Genomic DNA, 18,389 nt, shown 5'->3' with positions numbered 1-18,389 from the left:
CCATGGGCACCGATCCCTCCGCTCGGCTGGCGGCGCTCACGCAGTCGCTGGACGCACTGCGCCGCGGTGAACTGTCCTTGCAGGACTTTTCGGCCGCGGCCCGCGGCGACGCGGTGCTGCTGGCCGCGCTGCCGCCGCGCTACGCCGAGGTGCTGAACAACCTGCTGGACCGTCTGGAGAGCAGCGCGCTGTTCAGCGAGGAGAGCTGCTCCTTCAGCCAGAACGACCTGACCGGCGCGGTGCAGCACTGGATCGACAAGGCCAGCGCCACTCTGGCCGGCCGCTGAGGCCGCGGCCCGCGCGCTCAGACGTGGCGCCGCGGGCCGGCGGTGGCCACTTCCGCCAGGGGCGCATCGGCCCGCTCGTGCAGGGCCTCGATGATGTGGCAGTGGTCGTCGGAGCCGTCGCAGCGGTCGCGCAGGCCGCGCAGGTCTTTCTCCAGCGCGCGCAGCTCGGCCAGCCGCTCGCGCACATGCGCCAGGTGCGCGTCCAGCACCTCGCGCGCACGCACGCAGTCGGCCTTGCGGCCCAGGTCCAGCGACAGCAGCGACCGCACCTCTTCCAGCGACATGTCCATCGCGCGGCACAGCCGGATGAAGCGCAGGCGGTGCACGTCGTCCTCGCTGTAGAGGCGGTAGTCGTTGTCGGCGCGGGCCTGTGGCGCCAGCAGCCCCTCGCGTTCGTAGTAGCGGATGTTGGCCGCGCCCACGCCGCTGCGGCGCGCGGCTTCGCCAATCTTCCACCGGGGTTCGTTTGAAGCGTGCGACATCATGGACTTGACCTTGAAGTGACTTGAAGGTTTCCAATCGTGGCACGAATTCACCTCCAGCGAAAGGTTTCCTGTGTCCTGCGAATGTCACGATCACTGCACCATCGAATCCCAAGGCCGGGACAGCGTCACCAACCCGGCCTGGCGCCGCGCGCTCTGGATCGCCCTGGTGCTCAACCTCGCGATGTTCGTGGTCGAGCTGGCCGCCGGCCTGCAAGCCGACTCGGTGTCGCTGCTGGCCGACGCGGTGGACTTCGCCGGCGACGCGGCCAACTACGGACTGTCGCTGGCCGTGCTGGGCATGGCGGTGGTCTGGCGCAGCCGAGCGGCCCTGGTCAAAGGCCTGTCCATGACCGCCTACGGCCTGTTCGTGATCGGCAAGGCGGCCTGGGTGCTGCACAGCGGCACCGTGCCCGAGCCGCTCACCATGGGTGTGGTGGGGGCCATCGCGCTGGTGGTGAACACGGGCGTGGCGGTGCTGCTCTACACCTTCCGCACCGGCGACGCCAACATGCGCAGCGTCTGGCTCTGTTCACGCAACGACGCGCTGTCCAACCTGGCGGTGATGCTGGCGGCGCTGGGCGTGTTCGGCACCGGATCGGCCTGGCCCGACCTGGTTGTCGCCGGGGTGATGGCGGCGCTGGCGCTCAGCGCCGGGGTCACGGTGGTCCGGGAAGCCCGGCGCGAGCTGGCCGCCGTGCCCGCCTGAACTTTCCGCGCCGGGACGTATCATTTCCCCCATGCGTCGCTGGTTCGTCGTCCTCCTCATCGTGCTCCTGCCCTGGCGGGCCTGGGCGGGTGACGCCATGGTGCTTTCGATGGCGGCGTCCCCGGAACAGGCTCAGGTCGTCGCGGTTGCCGATGCCGCCACCGCGCCCCACTGTGCCGACCACGCGGTGGCCGATCCCGCCAGCCCTGGCGAAACGGCCCTGCACGCCGCCTGCGACATCTGCAACGGCCCGCTGCTGGCGACCACGCCATGGGCAGCCGCCGGGCCAGAGCCCCTGCCCCCCTCGCGCCTGACCGCCGGCGCCGTGCGCTTTGCAAGCGCCCAGCCCCACCCGGGGCACAAGCCGCCCATTTCCTGACCTCACCCACCCGTGGTGCGTCCGCTCGCTGGCCGGGCGGTGCACCGGTTCGTGACCTCAGGAGATTTCCATGAATGCAATGAAGCGGGCCTGGCCCGCCGTTGTTGCGCTCGCCGTGCCGTGGTGGCCGGCGTGGGCGCAGACACAGACACCGACCCCGCCGGACAACCCGGCCCTGAGCGAAGCCCGGCAACAGTGGCGCGAGGCCAACGAGCGCGTGGGCGAGTTCCCGCGCGGGCACATCGACCTGCTGAAGTGGGAGCAGCGCAATCTGCCGCCAGCGGCCACGCCGGCGCGTCCCGGACCGGCGCTGACCGCCGACGAGGCGGTGCGCCGCGCCCTGCGGCTGCGGCCCGAGCTGTTCGGTGCCGCGCCCGCCAACCCGGTGCAGGCCCGCGAACGCCACCTGGCCCTGCTAGCCCACATCACCCGGGTGCGCCAGGCCTGGCAGGACGCGGTGCTGGCCGCGCAGGCGCTGGCGCTGCAGCAGGCGCGCAGCGAGGTGGCCGACAGCGGCGCCGAGCTGGGCCGGCGCATGGTGCAGGCGGGCAACTGGAGCCAGGCCCGGCTGCTGCGCGAACAGGTGACGCAGGCGCGCGAGGGCCTGGCCCTGGTGCAGGCCCGGCAGGCCGAACGCGGTGCGCGCGAGCGCCTGGCGCGCGAGCTGGGGCTGACCAGTGCCAGCGAGGTCGCGGCGCTGGCGCAGCAGTTGCCCGCCGAACTGCCAGAACCGCCCGCGACCCTGGACACACCGGACATCGACACCATCGCCTCGCGTGTCGTCGCGGCCGACGCGACGCTGGCCCAGCAGCGGCTCGACACCGGACGACAGGTCGGCGCCCTGCCGGGCGGCCTGCTGGAGCAACTGGCCCGTGCCCGCGAAGGCGCCGTGGCCACCCTGCCGTCCGACGGCCTGCCCGCCAGCGCGCCGGTGATCACCGACACCCGCCTCACGCGCGAGCACGCGTTGGGCGAAGCCGCCGAGGCCCAGGCCGCCCTGGCCCGCGCCGAGACGGAACGCCGCTCGCAGGCGCGCGAGGCCTGGGGCCGGCTGCAGGACCAGCACGCCCTGGCCCGGCAGACGGGCACGCTGATGCTGCCGTTGGTGACCGCGCAGGAGCAGGAAACCCTGCTGCGCTACAACGGCATGCTGCAAAGCACCTGGGAGCTGCTCGACGCCACGCGCGAGCGACTCGCCGCCGCCACCGCCGCCGCCCAGGCACGCCACGCCTACTGGACCGCCTGGCTCGACTGGCAGCTGCTGCTGGCCGGCGGCCCCTACCGCGCCACCGCCACCGATGCCCCGTCGGCCTCCGCCGGCACTGCTTCCGAGGACCACTGAGATGCAACGACGCCACTTCTTCACCGGCGCCGCCACCGCGCTCGCCGCCGCCGGCGTGGGCCGCGCCGCGCTCGCCGCCATTCCCGAGGCCGTGCAGCAGACCTCGGCCGACACCGCTCCGCCCTGGACGCCGCCCGGCGTCACCGGCGCGGGCCGCCCCTATAGCCCGGTGCTCACGCTCAACGGCTGGACCCTGCCCTGGCGCATGAACAACGGCGTCAAGGAGTTCCACCTGGTGGCCGAACCCGTGGTGCGCGAGATGGCGCCCGGCTTCCTGGTCAACATGTGGGGCTACAACGGCCAGAGCCCGGGCCCGACCATCGAGGTGGTCGAGGGCGACAGAGTGCGCCTGTACGTGACCAACCGCCTGCCCGAGCACACTGCGGTGCACTGGCACGGCCAGCGCCTGCCCAATGGCATGGACGGCGTGGGCGGGCTGACGCAACCGCAGATCCCGCCGGGCAAGACCTTCGTGTACGAGTTCGTGGCGCGCCGCCCCGGCACCTTCATGTACCACCCGCACGCCGACGAGATGGTGCAGATGGCCATGGGCATGATGGGCTTCTGGGTCACGCACCCGAAAGGCAAACACCCGCTCATCAACGAGGTGCAGCGCGACGTCTGCTTCCTGCTCAATGCCTTCGACGTCGAGCCCGGCAGCCGCACGCCGCAGGTCAACACCATGCTGGAGCAGAACATCTGGGCCTGGAACAGCCGCGTCTTTCCGGGCATCAGCCCGCTGGTGGCGCGCCTGGGCGACCGGGTGCGGGTGCGCATCGGCAACCTGACCATGACCAACCACCCGATCCACATCCACGGCATCGAGTTCGAGGTGACCGGCACCGACGGCGGCCCGGTGCCCAAGACTGCGCGCTGGCCCGAGGTGACCACCGACATCGCCGTGGGCCAGATGCGGCAGATCGAGTTCATCGCCGACGAGCCCGGCGACTGGGCCATGCACTGCCACAAGAGCCACCACACCATGGGCGCCATGGGCCACAGCGTGCCGACCATGATCGGCGCCGACCACCGCGGCCTGGTGCAGAAGATCCAGCGCCACACGCCGGACTACATGCTCATGGGCGAGCGCGGCATGGCCGACATGGGCGAAATGCAGATGGAGCTGCCCGAGAACACCTTCCCCATGATGACCGGCACCGGCCCCTACGGCCCGATCGAGATGGGCGGCATGTTCACCACCCTCAAGGTGCGCGCCGACCAGAAGCCCGGCGACCACACCGACCCGGGCTGGTACACCATGCCGCCCGGCACCCAGGCGCGCGAGGTGCCGACCCCGGCCGCCACGTCGCGCGCGCCTGGCAGCGCTGCTGATCCCCAGACCCCGACCGACGCGTCCGCCCGCAAACCGGCGGGCCACCACAACCACTGAACCGCAACGACACCATGACCGCTCTCACTCTCCACCGGCGCCAGCTGCTGCGCACGCTGGCCCTGCTGGCCACTCCGGCCCTGCTGCCCGCCACCGTGCGCGCCCATGGCGACCGCCATGCCGGCGGCCCGCGCGAGGTCGTGCGCGAACAGAAGCCCTGGGGCATCGCCGCCGCGCCGGCCGAGGCCACGCGCACCATCGAGGTCCGCATGGACGACAAGATGCGCTTCACGCCCGCGCACCTGGACCTGCGCGAAGGAGAGACGGTGCGCCTGCGCATCGCCAACCGCGGCAAACTGCTGCACGAACTGGTGATCGGCACACGCGAAGAATTGCAGACCCACGCCGAGCTGATGAAGAAGCACCCCGGCATGGAACACGACGAGCCCTACATGGCCCACGTGTACGCCGGCAAGCGCGGCGAGATCACCTGGACCTTCAACCGCCCGGGCGACTTCGAGTTCGCCTGCCTGATCGCCGGCCACTTCGAGGCCGGCATGCGCGGCACCATCCGCGTCAATCCAAAATCCTGATCCATTCCTGAACGGAGCACACCATGCAACGACGTTCCTTCCTCCTCGGCGCCACCGCCCTGCTCGGCGCCACCACGCTCGCGGCCCGCGCCGCGGCACCCGCGACCAAGACCGAGGCCCTGCCCGTGATGCAGGTCTGGAAAGACCCGAACTGCGGCTGCTGCAAGGACTGGATCGCCTACCTGCAGCGCGACGGCTTCCAGGTGCAGGTCTTCGAGACCGGCAACACCGCGGTGCGCCAGCGCCTGGGCATGCCGCAGAAGTACGCCTCCTGCCATACCGCACTGATCGGCGGCTATGTGATCGAGGGGCATGTGAACGCCCCGGAGATCCGCCGCCTGCTGGCTGAGAAGCCCCAGGCCCTGGGCCTGTCCGTGCCGGGCATGCCCATTGGCAGCCCCGGCATGGACGGCCCGGAGTACGGCGGCCGCAAGGACCCCTACGACGTGGTCCTGGTCCAGCGCGACGGCAGCAGCCGCGTCTACCGTTCCTATTTCCGCACCTGAACCCCGGAGCTACACATGAACCACCTCCTGCGCACGCTCATCGCCTCCACCAGCCTGATCACCACGCTGGCGGCCGCCGCCGACCCGCTGCCGCTGGTCGACGCCGAAGTCCGCAAGGTCGACACGGCGGCCGGCAAGATCACGCTCAAGCACGGCGACATCCCGAACCTGGACATGCCGGCCATGACCATGGTGTTCCAGGTCAGGAACCCGGCCACCCTGCCCCCGCTCAAGGTGGGTGACCAGGTGCGCTTCCGGGCGGAGAAGGTCAACGGCGCCTACGTGGCTTCGGACATCGAACCCAGGCGCTGAGCCCCTCGAACAGCGGGCATTTGCTGGCGCTGCTCGGCCCTTTGCGCATCGGGGAAATTCCTAGACTTGATCCGCCCAAAGGTCTCAATTTGAGACAGGCGGCCTCAAGTCGGATGAGCCTTTGACGAAAGTCATTCAGCGAACTCCAAAGGATTTCTCTTATGCGCACCAATCTGCCCGTCACCCAGCAGGAGTTCGTCATCCCGGATGGCGTCACCCTGGTCTCCACCACCGACCTGACCAGCCGCATCACCTACTGCAACCCGAACTTCGTCTCGGTCAGCGGGTACAGCCGGGAAGAGCTGATCGGCCAGCCGCACAACCTGGTGCGCCACCCCGACATGCCAGCCGAGGCCTTCCGCGACATGTGGGCCACGCTGCAGAGCGGCTCGCCCTGGTGCGCGCTGGTCAAGAACCGGCGCAAGAACGGCGACCACTACTGGGTGATGGCCAACGCCACGCCCATGCTGGAGAACGGTCAGGTCACGGGCTACATGTCGGTGCGCACCAAGCCCGCGCGGGAGCAGGTCGAGGCGGCAGAGTCGCTGTACGCCCGCATGCGCGCCGAAGCCGAATCGGGGCAACGCACCCTGGCGCTGCGCCGGGGCCACCTGGTCCGCACCGGCTGGCGCGGCAAGCTGCGCGATTGGACACGGCCCACCCTGGGACGCAAGCTCTCGCTGCTGACCCTGGGCCTTGCGTTCGGCGTCCAGTTCCTGGAAAGCGCCACCGAAGGCATGCCAGAGTGGGTGCACCTCGCCGCGTTCGCCGTGACCGCCGTGGTCTCGCTGGTGGCCGCCGCGTTCATCAAGCGCATGCTGGTGGCCCCGGTCGAACAGGTGCTGGCGTTTGCCAACCGGATGGCGGCGGGCGACCTGTCGGCCCGGCTGGAATCGGACAGGTCCGACGAAATCGGCGAGCTGATCCGGGCGCTCAACCAGCTCAATGTGAACCTGATGGCCGTGGTCACCGACGTGCGCCACGAGGTCGAGGGTGTGCAGGTGGCCTCGGGCGAAATCGCCGGTGGCAACCAGGACCTGTCCTCGCGCACCGAGGCGCAGGCCAGCAGCCTGGAAGAGACGGCCGCGTCGATGGAAGAACTCACCAGCACGGTCGAGAACAGCGCCAACTCGGCCCGGGAGGCCGCGTCGCTGGCCGGCAGGGCCTCCAACGTGGCCCGCCAGGGCAACGAGGCCATGGGGGCGGTGGTCCAGACCATGGGCGACATCAGCCGCTCCTCCAGCCGCATCGGCGAGATCATCCAGGTCATCGAAGGCATCTCCTTCCAGACCAACATCCTGGCCCTGAACGCCGCCGTGGAAGCGGCCCGGGCAGGTGAGCAGGGGCGCGGCTTTGCCGTCGTGGCCGGCGAGGTGCGCAGCCTGGCCCAGCGCACCTCCGAAGCCGCCAAGGAAATCAAGCATCTGATCGACGACTCCACCAACCAGGTGAAGCGGGGTAGCGAGCTGGTCAACAACGCTGGCAGCACGATGGGCCATGTGGTTGATGCGGTCCAGCAGGTCAACACCCTGATCGGCGAGATCACCAGCGCCGCGCAGGAGCAGACCATGGGCCTGGCGCAGATCAACCAGGCCATCGGCCAGCTCGATTCGGTCACGCAGCAGAACGCGGCCATGGTCGAGGAGCTGGCCGCCGCGGCATCCTCGCTCAAGGGTCAGGCCACCGTGATGCAGGAGTCGGTCAAGGTGTTCCGCCTGAACGGCGGGTAGCCACGGCGCGGTCACGGGGGCACAGGACTCCCGTGCTAAGGTAGCGCGATGCCCCACAACATCCGCTACACCCTGCTGTCGCTGCGCGATCTGCTGGCGTCGATCGGGCCCTTCGTGCTGCTGACGCTGCTGCTGCTGGCACTGACCTACTGGTGGCTCGACCCGAACCCGCCCAAGCGCGTGGTGCTGGCCACCGGCCCGGCGCAAAGCGCCTACGACGAGTTCGGCAAACGCTACGCCCAGGCCCTGGCGCGCTACGGCATCACCGTCGAACTGTTGCCCTCCCAGGGCTCCTCGGCCAACCTCGAACTGCTGCGCACCGGCCAGGCCGACCTGGGCTTCGTGCAGGGCGGCAGTGCCGACATCGGCTACGACGACGAAGAAGCCATCACCTCGCTGGGCAGCCTGTTCGTGGAACCGCTGTGGCTGTTCTACCGCGAGGACTCGGCGCAGCGGCTCAGGCAGAGCCCGACCATCCAGTCGCTGGGCGATCTGGTCGGCTGGCGCGTCAACGTCGGCACACCCGGCAGCGGCGTGCCGCGCCTGTTCTCGACCCTGCTGGACGTCAACCGCATCGACCGCCAGCAGCTGCAGCTCAGCGAGCTGGAGCAGACCCCCGCCACGGTGGCCTTCCTGGACGGCCAGATCGACGCCATCGTGTTCGCCTCCGCCCCCGAGTCGCTGATGGTGCAGATGCTGCTGCAGTCGCCCGGCGTGCGCCTGCTCAACTTCTCGCAGAGCGAGGCCTACTCGCGCCGCTTCGGCTACCTCACGCCGGTGGTCATGCCGCAGGGCGTGGTGGACCTGTCGAAAAACATCCCCGAAACCGACATGCACCTGGTCGCCTCGACCACCAGCCTGCTGGCCGGCGCCAAGACCCACCCGGCCATCCTGCAGCTGTTCGCGCAGACGGCCACCGGCCTTCACAGCGGTGGCAGCTGGTTCAACCGGGCACGCGAATACCCGAGCCTGGAGCACAGCGAGGTGCCCATCTCGCCCGAAGCGGTGCGCGCGATCAAGAACGGCCCGCCCTTCCTGCAGCGCTACCTGCCGTTCTGGCTGGCCAACCTGGTCGAGCGCATGTGGCTGGCGATGGGCCTGATCCTGGCGCTGGCGCTGCCGCTCTCGCGCGTGGTGCCGCCGCTCTACACCTTCCGCATCCGCTCGCGCGTGTTCCGCTGGTACGCAGAGTTGCGCAGCATCGAGCAGCGGTTCACCGAACCGGGTGGTGCGCCGGTGCCGGTGGACGAGCTGGTCGAGCAGCTGGACCGGCTGGAGGCCCGGGTGGAGCAGGTGGTGGTGCCGCTGTCGTACACCGACGAGCTCTACGCCCTGCGCAGCAACATCGGGCTGGTGCGCAAGAAGCTGCTGCGCCAGGGCTGAAGGCCCCGGCGGACGGACCCTCTCAGGCCAGCCGGCCCGAGTTGACCCAGGCCAGGCGGGCCACGGCCGCGAGGGCTTCGTCCACCACACCGTGTTCGGCCACCACCCGCAGATGGCTGCTGGCCTCCAGGCGGTCCATGCCCTGCCGGGTGAGCGACACCGACTGCCCTTCGGCGGTGGCGAACAGGAACAGCGTGCGGTGCGGACTCGCCCAGCGCAGCTGGCAGCGCTGCACATGGTCCGGGTATTGCAGCTCGATCCAGGCACCCACCGCCAGCGTGTCCCCGCTGCCCAACGGCTGCTGGCAGGTGGCCGGCTCGGTGTCCGCGAACTCGGTGACCATCAGCTGGGTGTCGATGAACCCGGACTCCCGGGCCTCGTGGCCCTGCAACCAGGGTTCCGCTGTGGCCACCGGCTGCTCCTGGTAGCGCAGGCTCGTTTTCAGCATCCCGTCGCTGCGGTGCGACTTGTAGGCTGCCTCGTGCAGCCCCATCAGGGCCTGGAAGAAGGACTCGGCCTGCGGACGGGGAAAGTCGATGGCGTCCAGCCCTTCCCGCAGCGTGCGCAGCACCACCGGCACCACGCGCACCAGGCGCGGCCGGTTCTGGCTTGCCTGCGCGAGCTGGCAGGACCAGAGCAGGTCTGTGAGGATGTCCATGTAGCGATCCGATGGCACATCGCGCACCTCCAGCAGGTCGTGTTGTGTCGCCAGCTCCCCCAGGATGTCGGTCGACAGGCGGGCATGGGCCACCGCCTGCGCCCAGGGTCCGCACAGAAAGCGCTTGACCAGGGCGGGCGCACGGGCAAAGTCGTCGCGAGCCCGGATCTCCCGCGCCACGCGCTCGGCCAGCAGGTGCCGCTGCTCGACGCGCACCAGGGTCTGCATGGCCGGCCCCTGGTCGGTCAGCCCCAGGGACTCCATGCGCTGCATGCAGGCCACCACGCGCTCGGGCAGGTCGGCCGACAAGGTCTGCAGCGACTGCACCGTGTGCAGCACCTGCCCGGCGAACTCGCCGAACCCGGTGTCCTGCTCGTGGACGTAGGCCAGGCTGCGCGCGGTGATCGCGTCCAGCAGACGGCGGGCCGGGTTGTCGCGGTCGGCGAAGAAGCGCGGATCGGTCTTGGCCAGGTGCAGCAGCGCAGGCTTGAGCTGCATCACCAGATCCCGCACAGGCGTCAGCAGCCGCCGGTCTTCGGCGATCGTGCGCAGCATCAGCGTCACCACCTCGGCCGCCAGCGTCCGCACCAGCGCATTGCCAGAACCCGATGCACCATGGTCGGACACGCCGGCACCGCCCTGGGCCAAGTTGCCCACCAGCAGCCGGTGCAGGTGGTCCAGCGTCAGCACCAGCGGGGCACCGTCGGCATCCGCGCCGGACGGGCGGTCTTCACCATGATCGGACACAGACGTATGGACCGGGCGCGCCGGCAGCGCTGTGGGCACCACCACATAGCCGGCCGGCTGCACGCCGTCCGCCTCCAGGTGCCGCACCAGCGCGGCGTAGAACCGGCCCAGTTCCTGCCCCAGCGACACGGCACCTGCATGCAGCCAGTGCAGCCGTGCCGCTTCGTCGATGCGCAGTTTGGCCAGCGCCGCCATCAGGGTGTCGATGACGACATCGGGGCGCAGGGGGTTGGCCTCGGCACGCACGGTGCGCAGGCCGCGCGCGGCGCTGAGCAGCGCGTCCAGTGTGAGCAGTTCGTCGTCCACCGCCATCCTGACCACCTGCTGCAGCCGGGCCAGCTCCACCGAGGCCTGCACCTGGCCGTGGTCCATCAGTGTCAGGTCGTCCATGCTCAGCGCGGCCCTCGGCTTGCGTGGGGCGGCCGTTGGCGAGCCGCGGTCGCGCGCCACGTCGGCGTGAACCGCACTGGCAAACGCCGTCACCAGGCGGGCTTCGAGCCGGTCCCGGCATGCCATCAGCACCGAGCGCGCATGGCCGAAGCCGCGCTTCTCGTGTGTGGCACCAGTCGCCTCACGGTGCACCAGAGCAGCCTGCAGCAGGTCCAGCCAGCGCGGAATCCAGTCGGCGGACAGGACCAGCGCGGCCTTCAGGCAGCTGTCGAAGGGGGTGTAGGTGCGGGCGTTCATGGGGTGGAGCACAGATCGTTCGGTCGGGACCTCATGACCGAGGATTGTGGGCAACCCCTCCGGGCGACAAAGCCCGGATCAGCCCTGGAATTTCGCGCAGTTCAGGGCTTAGAAAGCAAGGCTTTCCAGCCCTCGGCGCCCAGCGTGCGCAACGTGGCGATGTTGCGTTCCACGATCTTCTCGGCGTCCCCGCCCTCGCTGGCCACCGCGCGTTCCACGCTGTCCTCACGCAGCAGATGCAGCGTGGGATAGGGCGCGCGGTTGGTGAAGTGGCTCGGATCATCCGCCGCCTCGTCCTCGAAGAGGAACTGGGGGTGGAAGTTGGCCACCTGGACCACACCTTCGAGCTCGTGCTCGGCCACCACGTCGTCCACCACGTTCATGAAGTCGTTGAAGACCTCGAACTCCGGGAACAGCGTGGGGTGCACCAGCAGCGTGGTGTCGATCTCTTCGGCCGGCGTGCTCACCAGCAGGTCCAGCTCGCGGTCGAATTCGTCCAGGAAGGCGTCCAGGTGCCGCGCGCGGCTGACCACGATGCGCACCTGGTTCTTCACGTACACCGAACGCGCAAACGGGCACAGATTCAGCCCGATCACCGCCTTCTCGATCCAGCGGCGGGTGTCGGCCAGAACCTGTTCGTCGGTCAGTTCCATGGCGGGCGTCAAATGGATTTGAAACGGGTGCGTTTCGGCCGCGCGCCCTCTTCGCCCAGGCGTTTCTTCTTGTCGGCCTCGTACTCGGTGAAGTTGCCGTCGAAGAAATACCACTGCGAATTGCCTTCGCAGGCCAGGATGTGGGTGCAGATGCGGTCGAGGAACCAGCGGTCGTGCGAGATCACCATGGCCGATCCGGCGAATTCCAGCAGTGCCTCTTCCAGAGCGCGCAGGGTTTCGACGTCCAGGTCGTTCGAGGGTTCGTCGAGCATAAGCACGTTGCCGCCCTGGGCCAGGGTCTTGGCCAGGTGCAGGCGGCCGCGCTCACCACCGGAGAGGTTGCCCACCAGCTTCTGCTGGTCGTTGCCCTTGAAGTTGAAGCGGCCGATGTAGGCGCGCGAGGGCATGACGAACTTGCCCACGGTGATGTTGTCCAGCCCGCCGGACACGTCTTCCCACACGGTCTTGCTGCCGTCCAGGCTCTCGCGGCTCTGGTCCACGAAGGCCAGCTTGGCGGTCTGGCCGATGGTCACCGTGCCCGAATCGGGTTGCTCCACGCCCTGGATCATGCGGAACAGCGTCGACTTGCCGGCACCGTTGGGACCGATGATGCCGACGATGGCGCCCGGGGGCACCGAGAAGCTCAGGTTGTCGATCAGCAGGCGGTCGCCGAAGGACTTGCTGACGTTCTTGAACTCGATCACCTGGTTGCCCAGGCGCTCGGCCACCGGGATGAAGATCTCGTTGGTCTCGTTGCGCTTCTGGTATTCGACGTCGCTCAGCTCCTCGAAGCGGGCCAGACGCGCCTTGCTCTTGGCCTGGCGGCCCTTGGCGTTGGAGCGCACCCACTTCAGTTCTTCCTTCATCGCCTTGGTGCGGGCGTCTTCGGACTTCTGTTCGGTCTCCAGGCGGCGTTCCTTCTGGTCCAGCCAGTCGGTGTAGTTGCCCTTGTAAGGAATGCCGTGGCCACGGTCGAGTTCGAGAATCCACTCGGCGGCGTTGTCCAGGAAGTAGCGGTCGTGGGTGATGGCCACCACGGTGCCGGGGAAGCGCTGCAGGAAGTGCTCCAGCCACTCCACCGACTCGGCGTCCAGGTGGTTGGTCGGTTCGTCGAGCAGCAGCATGTCGGGTTTGGACAGCAGCAGACGGCACAGGGCCACGCGGCGCTTCTCGCCACCGGAGAGGTTCTTGATGGTGGCGTCCCAGGGCGGCAGGTTCAGCGCGTCGGCGGCCAGCTCCAGTTGCAGGTCGGAGTTTTCGGAACCGCTGGCGGCGATGATGGCTTCGAGCTCGGCCTGCTCGGCGGCCAGGGCGTCGAAGTCGGCGTCGGGTTCGGCGTAGGCGGCGTACACCTCTTCCAGGCGGGCCTTGGCCTTGAGCGCACCGCCAATGCCCTCTTCCACGGCCTGGCGCACGGTCTGGTCGGGGTTGAGCTGCGGCTCCTGCGGCAGGTAGCCGATCTGGATGCCCGGCATGGCGATGGCTTCGCCCTCGATCTCCTTGTCGATGCCGGCCATGATCTTGAGCAGGGTCGACTTGCCCGAGCCGTTCAGACCGAGCACGCCGATCTTGGCGCCGGGGAAGAAGCTGATGGAAACGTCCTTCAAGATCTGCCGCTTGGGCGGCACGGTCTTGGTGACACGGTTCATGGAAAAGACGTACTGGGCCATGGCTGATGAGCTCGCTGGTGAAGGCGCGTTGTTCCGGCGAAAGGCACCGGATAGGGCAAAGGGGAAAACCGGGGATTATCGCCCGGAGGCCGGTTTGTCGAGGTCGGGCGGCAGCGGGCGGTCCAGCAGATCCCGCACCGCTGCGGGTGTCATGGGCTCCTGCAGCCACTCCGGCAGCGGCTCGGGCAGGTTCCAGTGGGTCTGCGGGAGCACCAGCGCGAGCCCCCGGTACCACAGGTGCATGCCCTTGCGGCTGAGCCGCAGCACCAGCGGGCCGGCGCCAGTTTCGAAGTTCAGGGTGACGCCCTGGGGCGCGGCCTGGGTCGTGATCCGGGTGCACAGGCGCCGCTGCGGGTCGCTCTCCTGGCCGGGCTGTTCGCGCCCCGCCCGGATCTGCGCCGGGCGCTGGCCCGGTGCGGCCTCGTGCAGCGACAGCTGGTGCTCGATCGACGCCCGCGCCCGGGGTGCGGCGCCGCCCTGCTGCCCTGGAGTGGACTCCTCGAACACTTTGAGCATGGGCCCCAGGATGCTGCGCACCATGCGCCGGGTCAGCCAGAGCGTGACGTCCTGATCGTGCACCCGCATCCAGATGCGGTCCTGCGCCGGGTCGTAGCCGAAGGTGGTCGTGGTCAAGAGAACAACCTGCGCGGGTCCGCCGTGTCAGAGACCGGTGTCCGGATCGGCCTCCTGCGCGTTGCGCAGGGCCTGCTGGGCCACCGCGTCCAGCGCCCCCTCGACCACCCCGCCGCGGGAGATGATGCGCAGGGCGTCCTTGCCCAGCAGCTTCTCCAGCGTGCGCCGGGTCATGGAATGGGCCAGGCCATTGGCGGAGATGAACATGAACAGGCCGCCCCGCGGGCTGGTCCAGGTCAGCTGGGCCCGCAGCCACTCGCCCTGCACCTTGAGGTCGACCCAGGCGCCAGGCGCCAGGTCCATTTCGACGACGTTCAGTCCTTCGAGGGGCATGGGGCCGGTCTCGGCCTCCACAAAACCGGCGTCTTCGGCCTCCTTGCCCGCGATCCAGAACGAGTCGTCGATGGGCAGCTCCTCGACCGACATGCCCAGGGTGATCGGATCGTCGAGGGCGTCGACCTCCGCCCCGGCCCCGGACGCATCGGTCAGCGTGGGCACGTCGAAGGCTTTTTCATGCACCGTCACCAGCGCGTCGAAGAACTGGCCGGTGAGTTCGTCGGGGTAGGCAATGCGCTGCAGGCCCTGGCGCATCTGGCCCAGCAGGCGGGGCACCAGCCGCGCCAGTCGGTCGGTGTCGCGCCGGATCAGGGCCGGCTGCACGCTCCAGATCAGGTCGTCGGCGACGACGTCCAGCGAATCGTCCTCGTTGCCCGGCAGGCTGCCTTCGAGCTGCGCTTCGGCCAGCACCTGGGCCCAGGGACCGGTGAGAAAGCGCTGCACGAACTCCGGCACGTCCTTGTCCTGCATGCGCTGCTGGAAATCGGCGGCCAGCCGCTCGGCCAGCACCTGCCGCTGCTCGGCGTGCAGCAGCGCACGCGCCGCCTCGGCCCGCCGCTGGTTCTTGCGGGCGTCGTCCTCTTCCCAGCGGCGCCGCAGGCGTTTGAGCAGACGGGCAAACACCTCTTCGCTGGCGTCGACGCGCTGCAGCGAACGCACCGCGCCGGTCACCGAGCGCAGCAGGTCGCTGAAACCGTCTTCGCTCTGGCTCTGGTAGCCCAGGCTGCGCTGGGTGATGCTTTCCAGCAGCTGGCGCGCGGGGTGCTGCCGGTCGCTGAAGAAACGGGGGTCGGCCTGCGAGAGCCGGGTCAGCGAGGGTTCGAGCAGTCCGATCTGCTGGCGGATGGCCGGCAGCAGGCGCTCGTCCTGCGTCAGGTTGTCCAGCATGAGGCGGACCACCTCCTGGCCCAGCAGCCGGCCCAGCTGATGGCCCGAGACCACCGGCAGTTCGGCCACCGGGCCCTGACCAGCGGCCCGTTCCGGCCGCTGGCGCAGGCGCTGCATCAGGGGCTCGATGAGCCCCAGGTCCTCCAGCGCCGACATGGAGGCCGGCACCGTGTGCAGAAAGATCGGCCCGCCTTCCTGCTCGCCATTGAGATCCCCCGCCAGCAACTGGCGCAGCCGGCTCAGCGTCAGCAGGGTGCGGCCCACCGCGTTGCGCGGTGCCTTGTCGGCCTGCAGCGACTGCGTGGTGTTCTCGAGTGGCTCGACGCCGTGCGCCATCAGCCACTGGATCAGTTCGCGGTACACCTGCCGCAGGCTCTCGCCCATGATGCCGGCCACCGGCACGAACAGTGCGGTGCGCTGGTGCGGATCGGATACGTGCTGGACCATCACCGCGCGCAGCGCCCGGGCGTAGGCCGAGGGTCGCAGCGGGTTCAGGTCGGGCTGCACCGTGAGCCAGCCCATGAGGTTGCTCACCAGGGCGTTCAGACGCGGCAGCAGTTCCTGCGTGGACTTGGTCAGCGCCTGCTCGGCGATGGCGAACTCGATGCTGGCGTCCAGTTGCCGGTCGTCCAGCAGCCGCAGATCGTCAAAACGCACCGTGGCATGCAGGTCCGGGTCCTGGACCTCGCCGTGGTAGAAGACCTGGCGCAGCTGCTGCGACCAGGTGCGCTTGATGGCATCGGCTTCGTGGATCCAGCGGTCGATCTGCCCCACGTCCACATGTTCCAGCTCCATGGGCAGGTTGGCCAGGCGGTCCGGGTCGGCCACCGCCTCCAGCTGCGCCAGCAGCTCGTCGATCATGGTGTCGGCGATCGACAGAGCGGCCTCCAGGCAATGCTGGAGTGTCGGGCGCAGCTTTCCCGCGTCATTGGCCACACCGGACCGGATCAACTTGTGCGAATCCATGGCTTCTCGTGGAGGGTGGGATCGTCCCGGCCGGGGCCGGCGTGAGGGCGGACCGACATTATGGAGACAGGCACTGACAGCCGGCTCCCGCAATTCTCCAGACGGTCGCTGGGCAAGACGTGCGACAATACGCCCCGTTGCGTCGCATCAGTGGCCCGCAACACCGGCAACCCCGCCGGAGGGTCGGCCCCCAGTTCCTGGTCCTGCCACCCGCTTTGTAGACCCCGTCTGCCTTCAACTGAACAGTTGCTTCGGCAACCGCACAGGCAGATGCCCCCAGCGCCCTGGACGGGTGCCTCTCATTGATGAAATTCGAAGATCTGAACCTGGCTCCGGCCATCGTGCAAGCTGTGCGCGAGCACGGTTACGAGACCCCCACCCCCATCCAGGTTGAGGCCATCCCGGCCGTCCTGGCCGGCCGCGACCTGCTCGGTGGCGCCCAGACCGGCACCGGCAAGACCGCTGCCTTCACCCTGCCGATGCTGCAGCGCCTCTCGCAGGGCGAGCGCGGCCAGAACCGCTTTGGTGGCAACGCCATCCGCGCCCTGGTGCTCACGCCGACCCGCGAACTCGCGGCCCAGGTGGAAGAGTCCGTGCGTGTCTACGGCAAGCACCTGTCGCTGACCTCCACCGTGGTCTTCGGTGGCGTCGGCATGAACCCGCAGATCAACGCCATGAAAAAGGGCGTGGACATCCTGGTGGCCACCCCCGGCCGCCTGCTGGACCTGCAGCAGCAGGGCTTCCTGGACCTCTCGCAGGTGCAGATCCTGGTGCTCGACGAAGCCGACCGCATGCTCGACATGGGCTTCATCCACGACGTGAAGAAGGTGCTGGCCCTGCTGCCCCAGAGCAAGCAGAGCCTGCTGTTCTCGGCCACCTTCAGCGACGAGATCCGCGACCTGGCCAACAACCTGCTCAAGGACCCGCAGAGTATCCAGGTGACCCCGCGCAACACCACGGTGCAGCGCATCACCCAGGTGATCCACCCCGTGGGCCGCGGCAAGAAGAAGGCGCTGCTGGTGCACATCATCAACCAGCACAACTGGAGCCAGGTGCTGGTCTTCACCCGCACCAAGTTCGGCGCCAACAACGTGGCCGACTACCTGACCAAGAACGGCATCAAGGCCATGGCGCTGCACGGCAACAAGAGCCAAGGCGCCCGCACCCAGGCACTGGCCGACTTCAAGAGCGGCGAGATCCGCGCCCTGGTGGCCACCGACATCGCGGCCCGCGGCATCGACATCGACGAGCTGCCACACGTCGTCAACTACGAGATCCCCAACGTCTGCGAAGACTACGTGCACCGCATCGGCCGCACCGGCCGTGCCGGCCGCGAAGGCCAGGCGGTCAACCTCGTGAGCCTGGACGAAGAAGGCTTCATGATGGACATCGAGCGCTTCACCAAGCAGCAGATTCCGGTGGAGATCTTCCAGGAGTTCATGCCCGAGCCGGGTGAGAAGGCCGAACCCATCGCCATGGGCCGCCAGACCATCTGGGGCGGCGCGGGCAAGCCGCCCAGCCGCGACGTGATGGCCGCCGCCGCCAAGGCCGCACGCCAGGAAATGATGACCCGCATCCGCGAGAAGAAGGCCGAGGGCGGCAACAGCGGGCGCAACAACAACGGCGGCGGCCAGCCGCGCCAGCGCGCCGAATCCGGTGAGGGCCAGCCCCTCGCCGAGGGCCAGGGCGAAGGCCGGCGCCGCAACCGCAACCGCCGTGGCGGTGGGGGCGGCAACGGACAACCGCGCCAGGCCAACGCCAACGGCAACCCCAATCACAACGGTCAGCCGCGCCAGCACCAGGAGCGCACGCCGCGCGCACCGCGCGAAGACCGCTACGAAGGCGAAGACCGCCCCGAGCGCCAGCCCGGCCCCAATGCCCACCTGGGCAGCCTGCGCATCCGCGAACCGCGCGCCCGCGCCGCCTCGCCGGGCGGCCAGCCTGATCCGCTGCGCACCAGCATCGATTCGATGCGCACCGGCAACCGCAACAAGAACAAGGGCGGTGGTGGACAGCGCGGTGGCAACGGCGGCGGTGCCGATCCGCTGCGCACCAGCTACGGCCGCATCCGCTGAGTTCGTTTTTCGGTCCGATCGGC

Annotated in this window: 17 protein-coding genes; 11 read left to right on the top strand and 6 right to left on the bottom strand. The window is 69.1% G+C overall.

Going from position 1 to position 18,389, the window contains the following annotated elements; all coding sequences use genetic code 11:
* Positions 1 to 2 precede the first annotated feature (2 nt).
* Positions 3 to 287, top strand: coding sequence for a hypothetical protein (locus BC358_RS05330; protein ID WP_066150517.1), 285 nt, complete (start codon positions 3 to 5; stop codon positions 285 to 287).
* Positions 288 to 304: 17 nt separating this feature from the next.
* Here BC358_RS05330 and BC358_RS05325 read toward each other — a convergent pair whose 3' ends face one another.
* Entirely contained in the window at positions 305 to 772 is a 468-nt protein-coding gene (locus tag BC358_RS05325) for a Cd(II)/Pb(II)-responsive transcriptional regulator (RefSeq protein WP_079365023.1), read from the bottom strand.
* A 70-nt stretch (positions 773 to 842) separates the two neighbouring features.
* Between BC358_RS05325 and BC358_RS05320 the strand changes: the two genes are divergently transcribed.
* The 9 genes from BC358_RS05320 (at position 843) to BC358_RS05280 (ending at position 9,053) form a co-directional block, all read left to right on the top strand.
* The gene (locus tag BC358_RS05320) at positions 843 to 1,478 is read left to right on the top strand and encodes a cation transporter (RefSeq protein WP_079365022.1); all 636 of its coding nucleotides are present in this window, start codon (positions 843 to 845) and stop codon (positions 1,476 to 1,478) included.
* A gap of 31 nt (positions 1,479 to 1,509) precedes the next feature.
* On the top strand, positions 1,510 to 1,857 hold the full coding sequence (locus BC358_RS05315) for a hypothetical protein (protein WP_079365021.1): 348 nt from the start codon (positions 1,510 to 1,512) through the stop codon (positions 1,855 to 1,857).
* Positions 1,858 to 1,927: 70 nt separating this feature from the next.
* Complete coding sequence (locus BC358_RS05310) at positions 1,928 to 3,199, top strand: TolC family protein (RefSeq protein ID WP_133156308.1); 1,272 nt, start codon at positions 1,928 to 1,930, stop codon at positions 3,197 to 3,199.
* Between the two features lies 1 nt (position 3,200).
* Positions 3,201 to 4,589, top strand: coding sequence for a multicopper oxidase family protein (locus BC358_RS05305; RefSeq protein WP_079365019.1), 1,389 nt, complete (start codon positions 3,201 to 3,203; stop codon positions 4,587 to 4,589).
* Positions 4,590 to 4,603: 14 nt separating this feature from the next.
* Positions 4,604 to 5,122, top strand: a complete 519-nt coding sequence (locus tag BC358_RS05300) for a plastocyanin/azurin family copper-binding protein (protein ID WP_079365018.1) — start codon at positions 4,604 to 4,606, stop codon at positions 5,120 to 5,122.
* Between the two features lie 23 nt (positions 5,123 to 5,145).
* Positions 5,146 to 5,628 (top strand): DUF411 domain-containing protein, encoded by a 483-nt coding sequence (locus tag BC358_RS05295; RefSeq protein WP_079365017.1) that lies wholly within the window; start codon positions 5,146 to 5,148, stop codon positions 5,626 to 5,628.
* Positions 5,629 to 5,643: 15 nt separating this feature from the next.
* Positions 5,644 to 5,940 (top strand): copper-binding protein, encoded by a 297-nt coding sequence (locus BC358_RS05290; protein ID WP_079365016.1) that lies wholly within the window; start codon positions 5,644 to 5,646, stop codon positions 5,938 to 5,940.
* 161 nt (positions 5,941 to 6,101) lie between these two features.
* Positions 6,102 to 7,670, top strand: a complete 1,569-nt coding sequence (locus BC358_RS05285) for a PAS domain-containing methyl-accepting chemotaxis protein (RefSeq protein ID WP_079365015.1) — start codon at positions 6,102 to 6,104, stop codon at positions 7,668 to 7,670.
* 48 nt (positions 7,671 to 7,718) lie between these two features.
* Positions 7,719 to 9,053: a TAXI family TRAP transporter solute-binding subunit gene (locus BC358_RS05280; RefSeq protein WP_079365014.1), complete on the top strand. Its 1,335-nt coding sequence runs from the start codon at positions 7,719 to 7,721 to the stop codon at positions 9,051 to 9,053.
* 22 nt (positions 9,054 to 9,075) lie between these two features.
* Here the strand turns inward: BC358_RS05280 and BC358_RS05275 are convergent, their stop codons facing one another.
* The 5 genes from BC358_RS05275 to BC358_RS05255 all read right to left on the bottom strand — a co-directional run bounded on the left by BC358_RS05275 (position 9,076) and on the right by BC358_RS05255 (position 16,291).
* Positions 9,076 to 11,145 carry a DUF1631 family protein gene (locus BC358_RS05275; RefSeq protein ID WP_079365013.1) on the bottom strand — a complete coding sequence of 690 codons (2,070 nt, stop codon included), beginning with the start codon at positions 11,143 to 11,145 and terminating at the stop codon, positions 9,076 to 9,078.
* A gap of 101 nt (positions 11,146 to 11,246) precedes the next feature.
* Entirely contained in the window at positions 11,247 to 11,798 is a 552-nt protein-coding gene (locus BC358_RS05270) for a DUF1415 domain-containing protein (protein ID WP_218669466.1), read from the bottom strand.
* Positions 11,799 to 11,806: 8 nt separating this feature from the next.
* The gene (gene ettA / locus BC358_RS05265; RefSeq protein ID WP_079365012.1) at positions 11,807 to 13,468 is read right to left on the bottom strand and encodes an energy-dependent translational throttle protein EttA; all 1,662 of its coding nucleotides are present in this window, start codon (positions 13,466 to 13,468) and stop codon (positions 11,807 to 11,809) included.
* 75 nt (positions 13,469 to 13,543) lie between these two features.
* Entirely contained in the window at positions 13,544 to 14,101 is a 558-nt protein-coding gene (locus BC358_RS05260; protein WP_066150486.1) for a hypothetical protein, read from the bottom strand.
* Between the two features lie 27 nt (positions 14,102 to 14,128).
* Positions 14,129 to 16,291 (bottom strand): DUF1631 family protein, encoded by a 2,163-nt coding sequence (locus BC358_RS05255; RefSeq protein WP_079365011.1) that lies wholly within the window; start codon positions 16,289 to 16,291, stop codon positions 14,129 to 14,131.
* Between the two features lie 305 nt (positions 16,292 to 16,596).
* Here BC358_RS05255 and BC358_RS05250 point away from each other — a divergent pair, with 305 nt between their 5' ends.
* Positions 16,597 to 18,366 (top strand): DEAD/DEAH box helicase, encoded by a 1,770-nt coding sequence (locus BC358_RS05250; protein WP_079365010.1) that lies wholly within the window; start codon positions 16,597 to 16,599, stop codon positions 18,364 to 18,366.
* The last annotated feature ends 23 nt before the right edge of the window (positions 18,367 to 18,389 follow it).

The organism is Hydrogenophaga sp. H7, assembly GCF_002025745.1.
Lineage (GTDB): Bacteria > Pseudomonadota > Gammaproteobacteria > Burkholderiales > Burkholderiaceae_C > Hydrogenophaga > Hydrogenophaga pseudoflava.
This window is presented reverse-complemented; position numbering and strand designations above follow the sequence as displayed.